Genomic DNA, 21,246 nt, shown 5'->3' with positions numbered 1-21,246 from the left:
AATGTTACAAAAAGCAGACCTGGAGCAGCTGCTCGGCCCAGACGATGATTCGGATAAGCCTTTGGTTGTACTGATGTGCGGGATAGCGGGCTCGGGCAAGACGACCTTTTCGCAGAAAATAGAGCCGTACGGCTTCACGCGCCTGTCTATTGATGAAGAGGTGTGGGCGGTTCATGGACGGTACGGGATTGACTATCCGGCCGAGAAGTACCGGGAGTATCTGAATGAGGCGCATCTCAGTCTGCACAACCAGATTACACAGTGCATTAAAGAGCGCAAACCGGCTGTGGTGGACTCCAGCTTCTGGAACAAGGCGGAAAGGGATAAGTATAAACGGCTGATCGAAGAGGCAGGGGGCAGGTGGAAGCTGATCTACCTGAAGGTGCATCCGGATGAGCTGCGGAGGCGGCTGAAGGTACGGAGTGAACGTTTTGATGCAAATGCTGCTTTTACGATTACAGAGGAGCTGTTAAATACCTTTCTTAGCGGCTTTGAAGAGCCAAAGGGCGAAGGCGAATGGGTTATCGAGAATTGAAAGGCAGGTTCATCTTACATATTGGAGGCTGAAGGATTTGAAAAAGTGTCTTACGTTATTATTAGGATTATCGTTGTGTTTACCGGCGATAAGTACAACCGCATCTGCGGCTAGCATGGATATAAAGGTCAACGTTGAAGGGGACGGTGTCGTGTTTGATCAGCCCCCCGTTATTTTTGAAGGCCGGACACTGGTTCCAATTCGTGCGGTTTGTGAGAAGATCGGTGCAACCATTAAATGGGATGTTAGTACCCGGACTACGACTGTAAGTAAAGGTAATAAAACACTAAGTCTGCAAATCGACAGCCAGCTAATGCAAGTCAGCGGAGGATCTCCGGTGCAACTGGATGTTCCGCCACAGATTTATAATGGACGCACATTATTGCCCATTCGTGCAGTAGTTGAGAACCTTGGTTATGAAGTAACGTGGAACGTAGCTGAGCAGACCCTTTCCATTGAGCAAGAGGGCGCTATTATCGTGGATGATCTGGAGAATACACAAGCGTATGGAGTTGATAATTGGGCACAAATCTCCCCGGTTCACCAATTTCCTTATAAAAATGAAGGTCTCGCGTACGCCTATGCCGACAGTAATCAGCTTAAGATAACAACTCCCGGCAAAACGATGACCTTAGAAGTGAAGTATCCCATTCTTGGGGATGTCATTTCAGATGACGATGGTAATTTTTATGTCGTTTGGGGAAAAGCAAATAATACACAAAATGCTTCAATTGAAACGGTCTTTATTTCAAAATACTCACCAGAAGGACAAGAGCTGAAAACAACCGGGTTTGTAGGGAAATCTACACCATGGCGTGAGGCTGATTCAGCAAAAACTAAGGTTCCTTTTGATAGCGGCAACTCCGTATCTGTTATATCAGATGGCATATTGGTCAATTATCATTCCAAAGAGAGATACGACGGGCATCAGAGTGATAATGTCATTGCTGTAAAAATAGCCGATATGTCGGCATATTCATTGCCTAATGATACCTATAGCGGACATTCTTTTAACCAAAGTCTGATTTACAGCAAGAAGTCATCGGGTCTTCTGTTTGCCAGTCATGGTGATGCGTACGCCCGCGGGTTCAGAGTTAATAATAGCTCCGGAAAATATGGCGATGACTCAGAAATACTGTTCCATTTCTATCTTGAAGCAAATTCAAACTATGATATGTATATAGTGAATACAACGTTTGCCCAGCTTGGAGGGCTTGCAGAAACAAGTAAAGGTGTCGCCTTGGTTGGTGCATCTGCTAAATCAATAAGCGAGAAGGCAAAGAGTGAGAAGCAAAATTTATTTGTACAAATCTTTGACCCGCAAGCAGCCCAGGTCTCTGAAGCTATGTTTACAGGTGGAGAGGTTCGCAGTGGTGCGCTTTCAACAGATATAAATGACGGGGATAATTCACCGCTCGAAAGTGTAACGGACTACGGTGTGCACTGGCTTACTGATTATAACGATACAGATGTTATTGCCCCACAGGTTGTATCGGCTAATGACCGCATTGTTATATTATGGTCAACCAATGAGGATACCTTCTACATGGTTTTATCTGAAGATGGAACGGTTATCACCCCCGCAACCTCACTAGGCGGACAACCGTTAAACTCATTTGAGCGTCCGGTATATTATGATGGAGCTGTTTATTGGGCGGCTGTCAAAAACGGGCGGTTAAAAATCCTTAGTGTTAGACCTTAAACCTGCCTAAAAAAAAAGACCTCAACACGCTCTGCTGAGCGGAATTGAGGTCTCTTTTCATACCACGGCTGCGGACCTTACTCCGCTACCCCCTGCGTCACCCCATGCACATAAGTCTGCCAAGGGGAGTCGAGTGCTCCCTGGCCCGGGTTGTAGGTGAAGAAGTACTCTACCGTGTCGCCCTGCTGCAGGTTCAGCACAGGGTAGGTGAAGTTGCCGTTGCCGGTGGAGGTCATGGCTACATTGAGCTGGCCGCCGCCGTTGATTTTGTAATGCAGATCGGCGAAGGTTGCGCCGTTGACGTAGAATTGCAGGTTATTGCCGGTCTTTTTGAGGCCGCGTACGCTATCGCCGATGACTACGGTGACAGGCGGCGGGGTTACGACGGTGATGGTGCTGGAGGCGGTTTTGCCGCCGTCAGCGGTTGTAGCGGTTACTGTGACGGTGCCCGCCGCAATTCCGGTTACGCTGCCGCTGGCATTAACGGAAGCAACCGCCGGGTTGGAAACGGACCAGCTGACTGCCTTGTTGGTAGCATTCGAAGGCGCTACATTAGCGACTAACTGAACGCTCTGACCGACTTCAATCTGCGGGGAGGCCGGTGTCACCGTGACTCCGCTGACCGCAACGTTGCCGGGGTTACCCGGATTTCCGCCGGTGCCTTCCTTATACACGCGTACATAGTCCACTTGCATGGTAGCCGGAATGTCGGATGCTGCCGGTACCCGGCCGCCGTCAAAATGTCCGCCGACTGCCAGGTTCATGATCAGGTAGAACGGCTGGTCGAACGGTGCATTCGGATTGTTCGGTGCGGCTACTGAATACCACTGCTCGCGGGTGACCTTGAAAAAGAACTGGCCGTCCACATACCATTTCATATTGTCATCTTCCCATACCATCGTATAGACGTGGTAATCGTTCGCGAATGTCTGCCCTTGCGGGAAGTGATACTCTCCTGCAATGTAGCGGTTCACCGGCCACTGGCCGCCAAAGTGGATCGCGCCGCTGGTTGTGCCCGGCAGCCGGCCCTTGGCTTCCATAATGTCGATCTCACCGGAAGCAGCCCAGGCGCCGTAGGCGGCATCTTCAGGCAGCATCCAGAGCGCCGGCCAGATGCCGTCTCCGGTAGGCAGCTTGGCGCGGATGTCTACCCGGCCGTACTGGAGGGACAGGTTATCTTTGGTGTTGATTTTGCCGGAGGAATATTCCGCATACCGGTTAGGGTCCTGCGGGAACGAACGGTGGTCGTTCAGGGCGCGGATATTCAGCTGGCCGCCGGACACGAACACGTTCTGCGTGCTGTTGGTATAATGCTGCAGCTCGGCGTTGCCCCAGCCCCAGCTGTTCACATCGTTGCTGATGTAATAGCCGGTCTCATAATTCCATTTGCTCGTATCAAGCGCGGTGCCGCTGAATTCATCCTGCCAGATGAGGTTCATGCCGGCGATGGCCGGGTCGCTTGGCGTACCGATAGCGATGTCCTCCTGGTCAGATTCATCCGGGCGGGGAGCGTTAGGATTGCCGATAAAATTGTAATAGACATAGTTGGTGCCAACATTGCCGCCGGTCTGTCCGTTCAGCGGATAGCCGATGCGGATTTCCATGTTCTCCTGGATGGGCTGGAACCACAGGCCGTAGATATAGTCAGCCCAGTATCCCCACTGGTTGGCGGCGGACATGTTATTGTACCCGTTGCCTGCATAGACAAAGCCGCTTTGGGCGGAGCTGCTGAGATCGACCCATACGCCGGATTTTTTAATCTGATAGACGAATTTATTCAGCTCACTGCCGATCGGCGCGCCTCCGTCAATTTTCGGGAGCGGGAAGCCGATGGAGCCGCTGTTGTCAGCTGTGTAAGTCGTATTACTGTCGTAGGCGGACAGCGCATACGAATTGCGGACCGGCTGATCGAAGTTAATGGTGTAGACCAGGCTGGCACCCGAGGTTTTGGATTCCAGCTTCACGTTAATGGATTCCGTTACTGTGAACCAGTAGCCGCCGCCCCCTTCGGTGAACTGGCCGAAGTTGCTGTCGTAGATCCAGCCGCTGGCCGCATTGTTGTCGATGTTAACCCACTGGCTGCTGCTGACCGGCTTGACGGACAGCTTCAGATCCTGGGCTACAGCGGCGTAGATGAGATTCGGATCATTGTTGAACACCGGATACGTAAAGCCCGCACTGCCAGTAAAGCCTGCAGTAAGCACTGGCCCCTGTGTGGCTGCCATAGACGTAATGGTCGCCGTGTTAACGTTCTGGAACGCCAGTGTGTAATTCAGCGTAACGTTGCTGTTGGCTTTGGAGTAGAGCTGAATTTCAGTAGTCGCGCTGAGAGTGAACCAGTAGCCGTTCGCACCGCCGTCGCTCCAGTGCCCCCAGTTCTGGTTGTAGACGAAGCCGCCTGCGCTGTCGATGTCTACCCAGTTGCCATTTTTCTTCACCTTGACGCCGACATCGCCGGATACATCATTCCAGGTTGCAGCACCGCCATTGAATATTGGCATAACAAACCCGTAGCTGGCTTGTCCTACACCTGATTTGGAGATGACCGGCCCGTCTGCCGCCGAGAAATAAGCCATGGACGATACCGTAGTAGCCGCTGCCTGAACCTTAGAAGCCGGTAGCAGCCCTATGCCCGATAACATTACGAGCACGAGAAACAGACTCCATACCTTGTGCGAGAACCGGAGCTCAGCCTTATACAATCGTTTCATACTTGCCCTCCTTTAGAATAGTCTGGCATTATGGAAACCGCTTACAATAGGGTACATCTTCATTCTAGCGAATGGGCAAGCCCGGTAAAAGGTACAGGATTTTATATACAGGCCCAATATTTTGGTTTTGGGGAGCTATAGCCCCTCCCTATAGCCAGATATGACATTTAGGTGTTATCGGCCGGCCTCAGCCGCATGCTACAATCACAGCACGAAGAACTTGATGCGAGCATAACGGAGGAGGATTTTATCATGTGTAATAAATTTCAAATTGTAGGCAGCCTGTTACGGCCGTCGGAACTGTTAAAATATAAAACGCAGATTGAGCACCGGGACGATATCAGCTATCCGTTTTATGAGGATTTTGCGGGCTATGAGAATTGCGAGGCTGCGGCGATAAAGGATGTAGTGAACAAGGAAATCGAGCACGGCCTGTCGGTAATCACGGACGGCGAGTATTCCAAATCGATGTGGCATCTGGATTTTGTCTGGGGCTTTGAAGGAGTTGAGCGTTATATCGCGGATCACGGGTACTTTTTCCGGGATACAGACGGCACTTCTAAATATGAGACGCGCAAGGATATCGGCCTGCGGATTACAGGTGAGCTGAGCGGGAAGAACCATCATTTTATCAAAATATTCAAGGAGTTCCAGGAGCATGCCGGTGACCGTGAAACGAAGCTGTGCGTTCCGTCACCGTCGCATATTTTTGGAGAGCTGTCCTGGTCTGACAACATTGGCGGCAAGGATGCCGTTTACAAGAACAGACAGGAGCTGAAAGCCGGCCTCGTTAAGGCCTATAAGGAATTCGTGGGGGAATTTGCGGCTCTTGGCGGAAAAATCATTCAGTTCGACGACTGCCTGTGGGAGCTTTTTGCAGACGATAACCCAAACTCCCCGTATACCGGCGAAAATATCAATCAGGAGGAAGTACAGGCGCTTGCCACTGAATTCATTGATATTAACAACACCGTGATTGATTACGGACATAGCCTTGGCCTGAAGGTATGGACGCACAACTGCCGCGGCAATTATGATTCCCGCAACATGGGCGGGGGCTCGTACGTTAAGATCGCCAACCTGTTCCTGAAGCAGCTGAAGTATGACCGCTTTTTCCTGGAGTGGGATGATGAGCGCGCGGGTTCGCTTGAGGCTCTCGCTGTCTTCAAGGATCGCCCGGATACCGAGATTGTACTCGGCCTGCTGTCCTCCAAGACCAATACGCTTGATGATGAAGAGCGCGTAGTCAGACTGCTGAATGAAGCAGCGACGATTATTGATAAAGACCGGCTGTTCCTCTCCCATCAGTGCGGATTTGCCTCCTGCGACGGCGGTAATGAGCTGACAGAAGACGAGCAATGGGCAAAAATCAACCAAGGGCAGCGGATTGCCAAGCAATACTGGCAGACCCAGTCTGTATAAAAAAAGATGGCCTTAGTCCAGCGCTTCGCTGGATTAAGGCCTTTTTTTCTGCGCAAACCGTGCGCTACCCCTGCTTGCGCCGCACCATCTGCCGGTACTCCGTGGGCTGCATGCCCATGACCTCGCGGAAGGCGCGGGTGAAGCTTTTGTAGCTTTCGTAGCCGACCAGCGGCGTAATCTCGACGATCTTATACTCCGTTTCGGCCAGGAGACGGCGCGCCTTATCCAGTCTCACATCGCGCAGGTATTCGGCGAAGCCCTTGCCAACGTTTTTCTTGAACAGGTTGGAGAAGTAAGCGTAGTTCAGCGACACATGGTTGGACACCATCGCAAGATCCAGCGGCTTGTGGTAATTCTCGTGGATGAAGCGGATCGCCTCGTTCAGGTCCTGGGAGTTGCGGTAGCTGCACTTGAATTCGTGATAGAACTGGCTCAGCCGCAGCATCTGCTGCTGGAGCGCTTGAATATATTCGCGGATACCCGGATGATCATAGAGATTGCGCAGCGGATCGATATCCAGCGCATCCTCGCCCATGTAGGGGCGGATTACCCATTCGTACTCCTCCAGCATCTGCACCACCGCCCGGCATAGCCGTTCTGTATAGCCGATGTGATAGCGCTGCAGTACATTTTTATGAAAAAGCATAGAGATGCCTTCGGTGATCCGGCTGCCGCTATCCGCTCCGATGAACCGGAACAGGGCGTACAGCTCCTCATGGGGGAGCTGCCACTGCTGCACCAGCCCGGCCGTTTTCTCCGGCAGAATGCAGCGCAGCTCAGGAAACAGATAGCTGTGCCTGTACAGCTCCTGCACCTCGGTGTAGGCAGCGGGCAGCGCCTTTAAGCCCTGCTGCGGCCCGGTTATGGCCGCTGTCGCCGCGATCTGCGCAGCCTTAAGCGCCTCGGGCAGCTTCCCCGTATCTGCGGCGGCGTCTACCGCCAGAATCAGATGCGGGCGGCGCTGCAGGCAGATGCAGCCTCCGCTGCCGTACACGCTGTAGGCTAGCGACTCCATGCTGTGGGCGCTGCTCGCGCCCGGCTGGTTGATCCGCCGCTCCTCGCTCAGCAGGCACAGCCGGTAGCTGGCCCACAGCTCCGGATGCTGCTGCTCCGTCCTGAAAGTCCACGCTTCGTCGTAGGCCGAGCCCTGCATGTACAGGCTCAGCTCCTTGCGGTCCGTCTCCCGGGCCATCCGGGACAGCTGCTCCATATCGCGGGAAAGCGCTTGCCGGGTCATGATCTCCTGCCACACATGCTCCACCGAGGCCTGCAGATCCTCGCGGTTCACAGGCTTGAGCAGATAACCTTTTGCTCCCAGGCCGATTGCCTTCTGGGCATAAGCAAAATCGCCATAGCCGCTGATGATCAGGTAATCGACGGTCAGCTGCTCCTCCCGGGTCCTTGCCATCAGCTCAAGGCCGTCCATATCGGGCATGCGGATGTCGGTAATGACAAGCTGGATGCTGTACTGGCGGAGCAGCTGCAGCGCTTCAATACCGTTGGCCGCGCTATAGATACTGTCCGGCTGCTGCGGGAACTGGCTCACCATCGCCTGCAGCCCGTCGCGGATATGCTTCTGGTCGTCCACAATCAGCAGGTTCATCAACTTCTACCATCCTCCCAGATTGACTTGCTCCCAAGGCAAACGTATGGTGACACTGGTGTAGGCACCCTGTACACTTTCAATCGAAAGCCCGCTGCCTTTGCCGTAATGCAGCTGCAGCCGTTTATGCACATTCGCCAGTCCCAGCCCGTTGCGGCTGGCGACAATCGGCCGGTCGGACTCATCGGCCATTTCCTCCTGCAGGCGGCTGAGCGTCTGCGGATCAATGCCGGTGCCGTTGTCACGGATTTCAATCAGCAGCATGAAGCTGTTCTCCACCCTCACGTTCATTTCGATGGCTACGCTCCCTCCCGGAGGCGCCGCATGATGCACGGCGTTCTCAACAATGGGCTGCATGCACATTTTGGGGATCGGGTAGCGCAGCACCTCAGGCAGAAGCTCGGCACGCAGCTCGAGGCTGCTTCCCTCCATAAAGTTAATGAAGCGGATATAGCTGTGGATATTGGCCAGCTCATCGCCCAGGCTGACGGTATCCCCGCGCCACTGCATGCTGTAGCGCAGCAGTGAGCCCAGCGATACCAGCGCTCCGGCGATGGCCGGCTGCCGCTCTACCTCCGCGCGCATCCGGATCGATTCCAGCGCATTGTACAGGAAGTGGGAGTTAATCTGCGAATGCAGGGAATGGAGCTGCGCATTTTTGGCGATTAGCTGCTTATCAACCACCTGGGTCATCAGCCGCTGGATTTCGTCCAGCATGCTGTTATAGCTGACAGCGACATAATCAATTTCATCGCCGGAATCACTATCGCTAAGTCCGGTATGAATCTTGGCATCCAGCTGGCCCTGACGCACCTTGCGCATAGAGGCCAGCACCATCTCCAGCCGGCGGAAGATCCGCCGGGTCATATAGGAGATCATGACCATCATCATCAGCAGGACGCATAGTGTAATAGCCACCACAAGAAAATACCAGTTCCGCGGCCCCTTCATCAGCTCCTGGTGGGAGGTGATGTCGACGATATAGGCGTTCAGCGGTGCGATGTACCGGTACAATGCATAGTAGGTCTGATCGCCGGAAGTGATCTGGACGGGTTCATCGTGCTGCAGCACATCCAGCCGGTTGTGGACGCGGGTGAGGATATCGTCCAGCTGCCCGTCTGCCACGAGAGCCGACGCATGCACGGCATTATATACGCTGTGGGAAGGCTGGCTTCCATCCATAACGACGGAGAAAAAGCTGCCGTCCCTCTCCTCCAGTAAATCGCTGAAAATCGCGCTATGCCGGGCCCGGATCTCCATAATGGTCGGCCGTTCGTTCTGCTTGCCCTGAAGCCGGACCAGTCTATAGTAAGATAAAGTGTGTTCCCCCTCCTGCAGGGAAAATAAGCGGAAAGCCGCCCCGTTCTCTTCACGCAGCGTCATCCAGTAATCCTGCGGCCAGAAACGGTCATAGCGGTAGATTTCCGGCCATATCTCATGCAGGCCGGGGTTATCGACATAGAAGCTGAGCTGGCTGACCAGATCGTAGCTTTGGATGATATTATGCATCTGCTCATACTGGTTCTGCCGGAACTTTACCAGCTGCAGACCGTCAGCCTGCATGTCAGAGTGGATGAAATCCACGAAGCCCTTCTGTGTCAGCGCAGTTGAGGAAGCGTTCTCAAGCATCGTCAGCCGGCTGCGCAGCTGCCCCTCCAAGCGGGACACATGACTGCTGCCCTCGGCCATGGCATCCTTATACAGCTGGGCCTCCTGTGTGCGGATGAACAGAAAGGATATAACAATGGCCGGGATCGCAATCATCAGGCTGAAGGCCAGAAACAGCTTCTGTGAGATCCGTGAATTGCGGTAAAGCTTCCTTATTGTTGTCTGTACGGCCTTCATTCCCATACCTCCCCATATTTGTAATATACCATGTATTACAAAAATACAGGCAGGTAATCAGCAAAATGCACCTATTCACTGCAGACTCCACAACAGGCGCTGCAAAAGGCTCTGTATAAGCAGGTAATACCGGCCGCCCTCAGGCAGCCGGCATCTTTATCAACTAATTCGCCATTTTGGTCTTCCGTGCATCCAGCTCAGCCTGGCGGAATTCCACCACCTGCTGGAAGCCGTATTCGTCACGCCGCTCAAGGAAGCTTGCAAACACCTTGTCAAAAGCAGCCTCATCCTTGGCCGTAATCAGCTCCGGCAGCACTTCCTCCCAGTTCTGCGAAATCCGCGACCAGGCTACCGCAACCTCGGAATCGCCCAGCGGGTCAAGGCCCTTATAAATGCCGCTGTCAATATCAGCCTGGGCATTAGCAAAGTCCTCCATCTGTTTGATTACTGGCGCCTTCTCCGGTCTCCACTGGTTCACAATAACCGGGTTACGCATCATCCAGTACGTATCCAGCACACCGTATTGCTTCTCCAGTGTTTCGATATCACTTGCAATCAGGTTCACCATATCTGCCTTCAGCTGAGGCTTGCCGTCCACAGTCTCCCAGGTTTCGCCTTCCTTGCCGAGGAACAGATCCTGCTGCCCCTCTTCGCTGGCGAGATAGCTGAGGAAGCGGATCGCCCGTTCCGGGTTTTTGGTCGATTTGCTGATCATCGTGACCATCCAGCCGTCCATGTTGCCGGGGAACAGCTTGGCGCTGTCGCCTTTGCTGTTCTGTGGGCCGTCTACAGCGATATAGTAGGAATCCGGGTTGGCGCTTGCAGCCAGCAGCGGATTGACCGCCGTCATACCGGTCCATTCACGGATCATCATGAAATAGCGGGCATTGTTCGTTTTCTCCTCCACCTGTGTATCGGAATCCACGAGGAAGTCGACATTGATCAGTCCGCGCTCGTAAGCGGTGCGGAAGGTTTTCAGCCAGGTGAGGTATTCGGGATCGGTTACGCGGTCATACACCTTGCCGTCTTTTTCATGCGGGACAGCGAGCAGATTCTGCAGATACTCAGTCATCCCGTAGGGCACATTCCCCTGGGCAAAAAACGGGCTCATCGGCTGTCCCTTATATTCAGGATACTTATCCTTCAGCAGCTGTAATGCGCCAAGGAAGCCTTCCGGTGTGCTCAGGTCCGGGCTGCCCATCTCCTCATACAGGTCCTTCCGCACCAGGAAGGTCTGATTGGCCGCTGTCATGCCGGTTTCATGCATCAGATTCGGGCTATAGGAATCATTCGGAACCCCGTAGGTGTTGCCGTTCTCCTGGCGGTACCATTTCAGCGTGCCGTCGCCGGCTACTTTATAGAAATAAGGATCGTACTGGTCGGCCAGCTCGTTCAGGGCGAAGACGTGATCGCCTTCCCAGAGCTTTTTGACAGCGGTTTCCCAGGAGCCCATGGAGATGAGGTCAGGCAGCTGGCCGGAGGTCATCATCAGAGTAATATGCTCGTTCGCTTCACCGGAAGGTACTTCAAGCTTGACGTTGACGCCGGTTTTTTCCGTAACGTATTTCGAGGTCAGGCTCTCCCCCCAGGAATGGGCGTACCAGTTGGCTCCGACGAACCAGGTCAGGTCAATCGGGCTTGTGTCCAGCTTCCAGGCCGGCTCATCGGGATTCAGTGTGGCTTCTTCCTGCGGTGCAGCAGTAGCGTCAGCCGGAGGTGCTGCCGTCGGTGCGCTTTCGTTATTGGCAGAATTGCCGCTGCAGGCGGCCAGGGACAGCGAGAGCATCGCCGTCAGCAGCAGGGTCAGACTTCTTTTAACGGAGTTACGCTTCATTAGAAGATCATCCTTTCGGTTTGGTTATCCCTTAATTGCGCCGATCATAACCCCTTTGACCAGATAACGCTGAATGAAGGGGTAGAACAGCAGAATCGGCAGTGTAGCTACCATCATGGAGGCGAACTTGATCGAGTTGCCGGGCAGCCTTGCCCCGAACTGGGCCATCGCCTGCTGCTGCATGAACGACATGGAGTTTTCAGCGATGATTTTGTACAGGATCGTCTGCAGCGGCAAAATATCCTGCGAACGGATATAAATAACACCCTGATAATAGTCATTCCAGTGATAGACGGCGGAGAACAGCGAGATGGTAGCGATTACAGCCATACTGTTGGGCAATACAATCCGGAACAGCACACCATAGTCCGATGCCCCATCCACTTTGGCCGACTCCTCCAGACTGTCAGGAATGGTACGGAAGAAGCTCATAAAAATCACCATATTGAAAAAGCTGTACATGCCGGGAATGACGAACACCCAGAAGTTATCATACAGCCCCAGCTTCGTCATCAGAATAAAGGTAGGAATGAGTCCGCCTGAGAAAAGCATGGTCACCAGGGCCACCTTCATGTACACCTTACGTCCGATCAGCGTCGTCTTACTCAGCCCATAAGCGATAATGGCGGTGAACAGCACATGTGCCGCCGAGCCGATTATGGTACGCAGCGTGGTGATCAGGAACCCGTTCATCATCGTTTTATCATTAAAAACAACACTGTAGCTGGCCAGCGACAGCTGCTCCGGGAACCAGTTGACGGTGCCCAGCAGCGCCTGCTCCGGCGCGTTAAGCGAGTTAATCAGCACGAACCACATCGGGTACAGCGTCAGAAAGCATACCCCCAGCATTACTAGGGTGTTACAGACTTCAAATACGCCGATGCTCCTTAAGCCTGTGCGTCTTTTCACCGGTCTGCCCCCTTTCTAGAAGATACTGTCCCCGGTCAGTTTTTTGGATGTCTGATTCGCCATGAACAGCAGCCCCAGCGCCACGATGGAACGGGCAAACAGTACAGCTGTGGAGAAAGAATGCCGCCCTGACACAAGCCCCATGTTATAAATGTACAGGTCGAGGCTTTCCGCCATTTTCATGTTCATGTTGTTTTTCAGCATAAAAATCTGTTCAAAATTACTGCCCAGAATACCGCTCACTGCGAGAATGAATAGGATGGCAATCGTCGGACGGATGCTCTGCACGGTAATATGCCACATCCGCTGCCAGCGCCCTGCACCATCAAGCTCCGCAGCTTCATATAATCCGGGATCAATGCCCGAGATAGCCGCAATGTAAATAATGGCACTCCAGCCCGTTTCCTTCAGCGTATCGGTAAAAAAGGTAATCCACCAGAAGTATTTGGCATCACTGTTAAACAAAATTTCGCGGTCCTGCAGCCCGATCGCCATCATCAGCTGATTGACCACCCCGCCTTCGCCGAGCCAGTTGAGCGCAATCCCGCCGAAGATCGTCCACGCGATAAAATGCGGCAGATACGATATGGTCTGCACCGTACGCTTGAAGCGTAAACTGCGGATTTCATTAAGCAGCAGCGCGAACAGAATCGGAATCGGAAAGCCTAAGATCAGCTTGATACTGCTCATCCCCAGCGTATTGCGGATCGAACGCCAGAACCGGTCATCGCTCACGAAGGCCTCAAAATGCTTCAGCCCGACAAACGGTGACTCGAGCATGGGCTTAGCGATACTGTAGTCCATAAAGGCGATAACGAGCCAGAACATCGGAAGATAACAAAAAATAACCATCCAGACAATGCCCGGAATAACCATGCTTTGCAGCTGCCACTGTCTAAAAAACGCTTTCATTTGTTCCCCCCGGAATCGAACCATGTCTTATGTCCCCCCTTTCCTCTTCATCGTAAGAAAAAAGGGCAGGGAAAAAAAGGCCACCGTTTTTGCCGCCATCCCAATTTTTTGGATTCCGATATGCGTGTTCCGAAATGCAGTATGCTGTGTTTACATGAGAGGAGTGTGCCAAGCGATGAGCAAGCTGGTGTGGGAGCAGGATTTTGTAAAGAACGGGGGCGATCTCAGCCTCTGGAACATCCGGACGGGCAATGATCTGCTCGATCTGAATGATAAGCCCGTCTATCCGGGCTGGGGCAATAATGAGCAGCAGTTTTATACAGGCCGTGCCGATAACCTTTACTTTGATGAGCAAGGGCTGAACCTTCGGGCATGCCGTGAAAAAATAGAGCAGGACGGGCGGAGCTTCGGCTATACCTCAGCCCGACTTGATACAAGAAACCATTTCTCCTTCTGCTACGGCAAATTGGTTATTCGCGCCAGGCTGCCTGTCGGCCAGGGCCTGTGGCCGGCAATCTGGCTGATGCCGCAGGATTACGCCTACGGCCCGTGGCCGGCGTCCGGCGAGCTGGACATGCTGGAGGCCAAGGGCCGCCTGCCCCGGGAGATTGCCGGTACGCTGCACTATGGCAAGGATCTGGACAGCAAGGTAGTCGAGGAATTTACCCATGAGCTTGCGGACGGTACGATCAGCCAGTTCCGTGATTACGGCCTGGAGTGGAGTGCGGATTCCATCCGCTGGCTGGTGGACGGCCACTGCTTCGCCGAGCGCCGGCTGGAGCCCGGTATGCCGTTCGACCAGCCGTTTTATCTGATCCTCAACCTGGCCTTGGGCGGCTGGTACGACAACAATGTAGCGGTGGATGAGGATCGCCTGCCGGGGGTGATGACGGTGGCGGGGATTTGGCTATATGAGTGAGGCCGGTGACCGAAATGAAGAGCAAAAATGCCTCTGATTTCGGCCCGGACAGCCAAATGGCCGAAATGAAGGGCAAAAGTGCCTCTGATTTCGGCTCAGAAGGCCAATGGCGATGGCGTAAAATAAGTTGTGTACCAAGATTTGGAGCCTAGCAGGCAACAAAAAAGTAGGGTATTCTCGGGATTACCACACCACCGAGAAGGAGCCCTACTCAATGACTATTGTACCCGAAAATATGCTGAATAATCTATTTGAAAAACTTGTCACTGACTTCGTAAAAGAAAATTTGGAATCGATCCTGCGTGCGGAAATTGGGGCCTTCATGTCCAGTGAAGCTGCCGGTACACGCAACAGCCGCAACGGATACTACACCCGAAATCTACACACGAAGTATGGCAATGTGGAGGATCTAGAGGTCCCCCGCGACCGTCAGGGCCTATTCCAGACTCAGATGTTTGAACCGTACCAAAGACGAGACGGTTGGCTAGAAGAGGCTGTCATCCAAATGTACAAAGCAGGCATGGGCACACGGGATGTAGCCCGTTTCATTGAAAGTATGTTTGGCAGCCACTACTCTGCGACCACCGTCAGCAACATTACAGCAACTGTACTCGAAGACATCCAGCAATGGCAGAAACGGCCGCTAAACAAACGTTACTCGGTCATCTATCTGGATGGTTTATACGTCAAACTGAAGCGCGGAACCGTGAGTGGTGAAGTCGTCTATTTCGCGATGGGAATCGACGAAGATGGACAGCGCCAGATCCTTGGCTTCTATGTCGGCGGCCAGGAGAGCGCAAACGGCTGGCGTGAGGTGCTTAAAGATCTGTACAGCCGCGGCGTCCATGAAGTCTTGCTGGGTGTATTTGACGGGCTGCCAGGACTAGATACCGCCTTCCGTGAAACCTATCCCAAGGCGGATGTGCAGCACTGCGTCGTCCACAAAATCCGTGGAACCTTTCCTAATATTCGGGTTCAGCACAAGACCGATTTTTTTGAAGATTTGAAGACAGTGTATACAGCTGTAGACCATGAATTAGCACTGGCTGCGTTCGATACGGTGAAGGCGAAATGGGGCAAGTTGTATTCAAAAGAGTTACAGTCTTGGGAGAACCAATTCTCTACCTTGCTGACATTCTACAAGTACCCTCCGCTCATAAAGGAGGCCATTTACACCTCGAATCCAATTGAACGAATGAACAAGGAAATCCGCAAGCGTCTTAAGCCGATGAACAGTCTGACGAACATGGACGCAGCAGAGAAAATTATTTACCTTGAAATAATGGAGTACAACAGCCGTTTTGCCGAGCGAGTCACTCGTGGCTTTGGCGATCCGGGAGTCCGGAAGAAACTGACTGCTATGTTTGAAGCCAGGTACCCGGTGCTAGAAGACCTGTAGCAAGCAACCTAATTCCCGTGTTCTAGGGCCGGGGTTCCCCCGCCCCTAGAACACCCATATTGAAATAATAAAGACCTGAGAACCCACTTTTCACTTTCTTACACAAACTTCTTGACGCTACCCCAATGGCCGAAAGGAAAGGCAAAAGTGCCTCTAATCGCTACCATCCCCGGGCTTGTTTGGCCCAACCAAAAAGGTACCCAACCGGGTACCTTTTACACTTCTCTGCACATCAAACCCTCACTCCAGCTCCCGCACCGTCTCCCCCTCCACCAGCACCGGCTGGTAGTAGGTGCTGTTCCGCAGATCCTTTTTGCCCTGCAGCTTCTTGATTACCCATTCGGCGGCGTCGCGGCCCATCTGCTCCTGCGGGTGGGTCAGGGTGGTCAGCTTGATGTTGGCGTTCTTGGCAATGTAGGAATTGTCCTGGCCGATGATCGACAGGTCCTCCGGGACCGAGATGTCCAGCTGGCGGCATACATTTACTGCCTCCAGGCCGACCTCGTCGTTGTAGCAGACGATGGCTGTCAGCATGTCCCTATTTTCGCTCAGGAATGTCTTGAGGCTGCCCTGCAGCACCTGCTTCGTCTCGGTATCAAAGGACAATACCTGCTCGGGATGGAACCGCAGCTTCGCTTCGCCGAGCGCCTTGATGTAGCCCTTCATCCGGTACTTGCCCTGCAGGTCATCCATCTTGGCAATGATACCGATCTGGGTATGGCCCTTAGAGATCAGCTCCTTGGTAGCCAGATAACTGGACTGCACATCATCGAGGCAAAAGAACGGCACCTCCAGCTCCTCATAATACGCATTGATCATGATGAACGGTACGTCCTGCTCCTTGAAGGACAGGTAGTAGGCGATGTTAGGATTGTACAGGTTACTCTTCGTAGGCTCCACAATCAGGCCGTCGACCCCGAAGGACAGCATCATCTCCAGCGCCTTCTTCTCCTGGGCTACATCATTATTGGTACTGGCCAACAGCAGCGAATAATTATCCTCATTCAGCCGTCCCTCAATCCCGCGGATAATAGAAGGAAAGATATAATCTGAGAGGTACGTGGTAATGACCCCAATCGTCCGCTTGCTGGAGCCGCCTGCCGCTTTGGAGCGGAACTGGCTGCTGACATAGGTGCCGGAGCCCTTTTCGCTGCGTAAAAACCCTTCATTAGACAGCTCCAGAATCGCCTTGCGCACCGTCTGACGGCTGACGTTATAAGTCTCCTGCAAGGCCAGCTCGGTAGGAATCTGTTCGCCCACACTATAGGCTCCGGATAGAATATTGCTTTTTATATCATCAAAAATAATCTGGTATTTTGTCTTCATCGGACTCACTTCTTTCGAGGTAGTTCAGAACGGAATGTATTGCCTGTGTAAAAGTTGTACGTACATATTGTAACACAGATATTAGCTTATTATAGTCTATGAGCGTATATGTATAAACATAAAGTTAATTTGTATGTATATCTTACAAGTTGTATTGACAAATGTACGAACAAAAAATATACTGGAGCTGTTAAAGGGAAGCGCCTTCTTTTTATTGTTAAAATTATAACAGGTTGGCTTAGGGAGGAGTAACGTGGGCATGGATCAGAACATCAGGCAAGCGATACTTGAGGGAGGAACCTCACTGGGTATCGAATTTGGGTCCACACGTATCAAGGCGGTACTGATTGACCGGAAGTTTGAGACGGTTGCCTCCGGCAGCTATGAGTGGGAGAACCAGCTGGTTGACGGATACTGGACGTATGATTTGAATGATATCATCAAGGGCCTGCAGACTGCCTACAGTGAATTGAAGCAGGAAGTACAGCAGAAATACGAAGTCACCCTGAGCAAGGTGGGGTCGATCGGATTCTCGGCCATGATGCACGGATATATGGCTTTTGACAGCAAGGGAGAGCTGCTGGTTCCGTTCCGGACCTGGCGCAATGCGACAACCGGAGCTGCGGCCAAGGAGCTTACTGAGGCATTCCAGTTCAACATCCCTGAACGGTGGAGCATTGCCCATCTGTATCAGGCGATTCTTAACAAGGAAGAGCATGTGCCGGACGTTGATTTTGTAACCACACTGGCCGGGTACATCCACTGGCTGCTGACCGGAACTAAAGCGATCGGCATCGGCGATGCTTCGGGGATTTTCCCGATTGATGAAGCTGCGCAGGATTACAATCCGGCAATGGTAAAGCAGTTCGACGAGCTGACAGCGGCTAAGGGCTATTCTTTGAAGCTTGGAGAGCTTTTGCCAAAGGTGTATCATGCAGGCGAGCATGCAGGCGTACTAACTGAAGCGGGTGCTGCGATTCTGGACGTGTCCGGGGACTTGCAGGCAGGTATTCCGCTGTGCCCTCCTGAGGGGGATGCCGGAACAGGCATGGTTGCTACTAATAGTGTAAGAAAACGCACCGGTAACATCTCTGTAGGTACCTCCGTATTCGCGATGATCGTGCTAGAGAACGATCTGTCCACCGTGTATCCGGAGATTGATATGGTTACTACGCCGGACGGCAGTCCGGTAGGGATGGTGCATGCGAATAACTGCTCCAGTGACATCAACGCATGGGTTGGCCTGTTCCGTGAATTTGCGGAGGCTATGGGCTTCCAGGCGGATTCCGGCAAGCTGTTCAGCGTGCTGTTTGGCAAGGCGCTTGAGGCAGATGCCGACGGCGGCGGTCTGCTGAGCTACGGTTATTTTTCCGGGGAAAATATTACAGGCATCGAGAAGGGACGCCCTCTCTTCGTACGCTCGCCTGAGAGCCGCTTCAATCTGGCTAACTTTATGCGTACGCACCTGTTTACCGCTTTTGCCGCGCTGAAGATCGGGATGGACATCCTCACGAAGAAGGAGAATGTCGCAATTGACAGCATTCTGGCGCACGGCGGCTTATTCAAAACACCTGTGGTCGGTCAAAAGATCGTGGCAGCCTCGATGAACGTACCTGTCTCCGTAATGGCAACAGCCAGCGAGGGCGGTGCCTGGGGGATGGCGATTCTGGCCGCGTTCATGCAGAACAGGGAGCAGCAGGAGCGTCTGGACGATTTTCTCGATAACAAGGTATTTAAGGATACGGAAGGACAGGTCATTCATCCGGATGCAGCTGACGTTAAGGGCTTTGAGCTCTTTATGGAGCGGTATGTGGAAGGACTGGCGATTGAGCAGGCTGCTGTAGATCATCTGGTAGAGAACGGGAGGGGTTAATGTGTTAGAGCAATTGAAGGAAGAGGTATTCCAGGCCAATCTGGATCTGCCTAAGCAAGGACTTATCAAGTACACCTGGGGTAATGTCAGCGCGGTTGACCGTGAGCGTAACCTGTTCGTCATTAAACCAAGCGGAGTCAGCTATGAGAAAATGAAAGCCAGCGATATGGTCGTTGTCGATTTTGACGGTAACGTTGTTGAGGGCGATCTTAGACCTTCCTCAGATACACCGACCCACGCTGTGCTGTATAAGCATTATAAGGAAATCGGCGGCATTGTGCATACGCACTCCATGTGGGCAACCGTCTGGGCGCAGGCGGGCCTTGATGTTCCGGTTATGGGAACTACACATGCTGACACCTTCTACGGCGCTGTACCTTGTACCCGGTTCCTCACACAAGAGGAGATTGACCGCGGGTATGAAGCAGAGACAGGGCATGTAATCATCGAGACGTTTGAGCAGCGGGGCATTGATATTATGGCGGTTCCCGGCGTACTGCTGAAGGGTCATGGACCATTCACCTGGGGCAAGGATGCCCATTCCGCTGTTATGAACAGTGTGGTGCTGGAGGAAGTGGCTAAGATGAACCATTTTGCCCGTGAGCTGAATCATTTCGCCGAGGAGCTGCCGCAGCGGATTCTGGATAAGCACTATTTGCGCAAGCACGGCAAGGATGCCTACTACGGCCAGAAGTAATATGGGGGTACGGATTACCCTACTATCACAATTTAAGAGAAGAGGATGAATATAAATGACAACAGTTAGTGACAAGCAGTTCTGGTTCGTTGTTGGATCGCAGCATCTGTACGGAGAAGAAGCACTCGGAGAAGTTAAGGCCCACGCCCAGGAAATGGTCGATGCACTGAATAACAGCGGCGTTCTGCCTTACCCGCTTGTATTGCAGGATCTGGCAGTCAGCGCGGACAAAATCACCACCATCATGAAGGAAGTTAACTACCGTGATGAGGTTGCGGGTGTAATCACCTGGATGCACACTTTCTCCCCGGCCAAAATGTGGATCCGCGGCACCAAGCTGCTGCAGAAGCCTCTTCTTCACCTGGCTACCCAGTACAATGAGAGCATTCCTTGGGCAACGATCGACATGGATTTCATGAACCTTAACCAGGCTGCCCATGGTGACCGTGAGTACGGCTTCATCAATGCCCGCCTGAACAAACAGAATAAAGTGGTTGTAGGCTACTGGCAGCGCCCTAATGTACAGAAGCAAATTGCCGAGTGGATGGACGTAGCGGTTGCTTACAACGAGAGCTTCAACATCAAGGTTGCCCGTTTCGGCGACAACATGCGCAATGTAGGGGTTACCGAAGGCGATAAAGTAGAAGCTCAGATCCAGTTCGGCTGGACCGTTGACTACTTCGGTATCGGCGACCTTGTTGCTTATGTAAACGAAGTAACGGAAGAAGAGATCAATGCCCTGTTCGCTGAATATGCAGAGCAGTACGATTTCGATTACGGCAGCTACAGCAAGGAAGCATGGGAAGCGAGCGTTAAGGTTCAGGCCAGCTACGAAATCGCCCTGAAGCGTTTCCTGGACAACGGCGGCTACAATGCCTTCACATCGAACTTTGAAGACCTGCATGGCATGAAGCAGCTTCCGGGTCTGGCCGTACAACGCCTGATGGCACAAGGCTACGGCTTCGCCGGCGAAGGCGACTGGAAGACGGCTGCCCTTGACCGCCTGCTGAAGGTAATGGCCCATAACGTGAACACCGGCTTCATGGAAGATTACACGTATGAAATGGCAGAAGGCAAGGAAGCGATTCTGCAGTCCCACATGCTTGAGGTTGATCCAAGCCTGGCAAGCAGCAAGCCTAAGGTGCTGGTATCACCGCTGGGTATCGGCGACCGTGAAGATCCGGCCCGCCTCGTATTTGACGGCAAAGCAGGCGAAGGCGTCGTTGTATCGATGGCAGACTTCGGCACACACTACAAGCTGCTGATCAATGAAGTGGAAGCCTTTGAGCCTGAGGTTGCGGCTCCTAACCTTCCGGTAGCGCGTGTTCTGTGGAAGGTTAAGCCTAACTTCCAGGACGGAGTGAAGGCCTGGATCGAGAACGGCGGCGGCCACCACACCGTGGTTTCCCTGAACCTGACTACCGACCAGATCGTCAGCTACGCTAAGCTCGTAGGCTTGGAATATGTAATCATTAAATAATCTAATTATTCAGAGGAGCGGGTAAGCGTTGGCTTGCCTGCTTTTTTTGTCGCTTTTTTAGGTTTGACAGCTTCTGTTA

General features: G+C 52.8%; 15 protein-coding genes. 8 read left to right on the top strand and 7 right to left on the bottom strand.

Translation table 11 applies throughout. The features are described from left to right. Position 1 precedes the first annotated feature (1 nt). Both NST84_RS29875 and NST84_RS29870 read left to right on the top strand, forming a co-directional pair. Positions 2-535 carry an AAA family ATPase gene (locus tag NST84_RS29875; RefSeq protein WP_342563620.1) on the top strand — a complete coding sequence of 178 codons (534 nt, stop codon included), beginning with the start codon at positions 2-4 and terminating at the stop codon, positions 533-535. Positions 536-650: 115 nt separating this feature from the next. Next, entirely contained in the window at positions 651-2,237 is a 1,587-nt protein-coding gene (locus NST84_RS29870) for a copper amine oxidase N-terminal domain-containing protein (protein ID WP_342563619.1), read from the top strand. A gap of 77 nt (positions 2,238-2,314) precedes the next feature. On the opposite strand, the gene NST84_RS29865 is transcribed toward NST84_RS29870, so the two are convergent. Continuing rightward, on the bottom strand, positions 2,315-4,948 hold the full coding sequence (locus NST84_RS29865) for a family 16 glycosylhydrolase (protein ID WP_342563618.1): 2,634 nt from the start codon (positions 4,946-4,948) through the stop codon (positions 2,315-2,317). A 252-nt stretch (positions 4,949-5,200) separates the two neighbouring features. On the opposite strand from NST84_RS29865, the gene NST84_RS29860 reads away from it, so the two are divergent. After that, on the top strand, positions 5,201-6,370 hold the full coding sequence (locus NST84_RS29860; RefSeq protein WP_342563617.1) for a cobalamin-independent methionine synthase II family protein: 1,170 nt from the start codon (positions 5,201-5,203) through the stop codon (positions 6,368-6,370). Positions 6,371-6,434: 64 nt separating this feature from the next. On the opposite strand, the gene NST84_RS29855 is transcribed toward NST84_RS29860, so the two are convergent. The 5 genes from NST84_RS29855 to NST84_RS29835 all read right to left on the bottom strand — a co-directional run bounded on the left by NST84_RS29855 (position 6,435) and on the right by NST84_RS29835 (position 13,473). Further along, positions 6,435-7,973 (bottom strand): response regulator, encoded by a 1,539-nt coding sequence (locus NST84_RS29855; RefSeq protein ID WP_342566556.1) that lies wholly within the window; start codon positions 7,971-7,973, stop codon positions 6,435-6,437. Between the two features lie 6 nt (positions 7,974-7,979). Continuing rightward, positions 7,980-9,818: a sensor histidine kinase gene (locus NST84_RS29850; protein WP_342563616.1), complete on the bottom strand. Its 1,839-nt coding sequence runs from the start codon at positions 9,816-9,818 to the stop codon at positions 7,980-7,982. A 163-nt stretch (positions 9,819-9,981) separates the two neighbouring features. Beyond that, complete coding sequence (locus NST84_RS29845) at positions 9,982-11,652, bottom strand: extracellular solute-binding protein (protein ID WP_342563615.1); 1,671 nt, start codon at positions 11,650-11,652, stop codon at positions 9,982-9,984. A gap of 24 nt (positions 11,653-11,676) precedes the next feature. Continuing rightward, entirely contained in the window at positions 11,677-12,561 is an 885-nt protein-coding gene (locus NST84_RS29840) for a carbohydrate ABC transporter permease (RefSeq protein WP_342563614.1), read from the bottom strand. A gap of 15 nt (positions 12,562-12,576) precedes the next feature. After that, the gene (locus NST84_RS29835) at positions 12,577-13,473 is read right to left on the bottom strand and encodes an ABC transporter permease subunit (RefSeq protein ID WP_231574805.1); all 897 of its coding nucleotides are present in this window, start codon (positions 13,471-13,473) and stop codon (positions 12,577-12,579) included. 175 nt (positions 13,474-13,648) lie between these two features. Here NST84_RS29835 and NST84_RS29830 point away from each other — a divergent pair, with 175 nt between their 5' ends. Both NST84_RS29830 and NST84_RS29825 read left to right on the top strand, forming a co-directional pair. Continuing rightward, positions 13,649-14,392, top strand: coding sequence for a glycoside hydrolase family 16 protein (locus tag NST84_RS29830; protein ID WP_342563613.1), 744 nt, complete (start codon positions 13,649-13,651; stop codon positions 14,390-14,392). 214 nt (positions 14,393-14,606) lie between these two features. Beyond that, positions 14,607-15,791 (top strand): IS256 family transposase, encoded by a 1,185-nt coding sequence (locus NST84_RS29825; protein ID WP_342561696.1) that lies wholly within the window; start codon positions 14,607-14,609, stop codon positions 15,789-15,791. Between the two features lie 240 nt (positions 15,792-16,031). Here NST84_RS29825 and NST84_RS29820 read toward each other — a convergent pair whose 3' ends face one another. Beyond that, positions 16,032-17,117, bottom strand: a complete 1,086-nt coding sequence (locus NST84_RS29820; protein WP_342563612.1) for a GntR family transcriptional regulator — start codon at positions 17,115-17,117, stop codon at positions 16,032-16,034. A 259-nt stretch (positions 17,118-17,376) separates the two neighbouring features. Between NST84_RS29820 and NST84_RS29815 the strand changes: the two genes are divergently transcribed. From NST84_RS29815 to araA, 3 genes are read left to right on the top strand one after another with little or no spacing between them, the layout of a single operon-like run. After that, complete coding sequence (locus NST84_RS29815) at positions 17,377-18,990, top strand: FGGY-family carbohydrate kinase (RefSeq protein ID WP_342563611.1); 1,614 nt, start codon at positions 17,377-17,379, stop codon at positions 18,988-18,990. A gap of 1 nt (position 18,991) precedes the next feature. Continuing rightward, positions 18,992-19,687, top strand: a complete 696-nt coding sequence (locus tag NST84_RS29810) for an L-ribulose-5-phosphate 4-epimerase (protein ID WP_039877979.1) — start codon at positions 18,992-18,994, stop codon at positions 19,685-19,687. Positions 19,688-19,742: 55 nt separating this feature from the next. Further along, the gene (araA, locus tag NST84_RS29805; protein ID WP_039877978.1) at positions 19,743-21,167 is read left to right on the top strand and encodes an L-arabinose isomerase; all 1,425 of its coding nucleotides are present in this window, start codon (positions 19,743-19,745) and stop codon (positions 21,165-21,167) included. Positions 21,168-21,246 lie beyond the last annotated feature (79 nt).

Origin of the sequence: Paenibacillus sp. FSL R7-0345 (assembly GCF_038595055.1) — a bacterium.
Lineage (GTDB): Bacteria > Bacillota > Bacilli > Paenibacillales > Paenibacillaceae > Paenibacillus_AQ.
The sequence above is the reverse complement of the archived record's forward strand: the minus strand, read 5'-3'. Positions and strand labels throughout refer to the sequence as shown.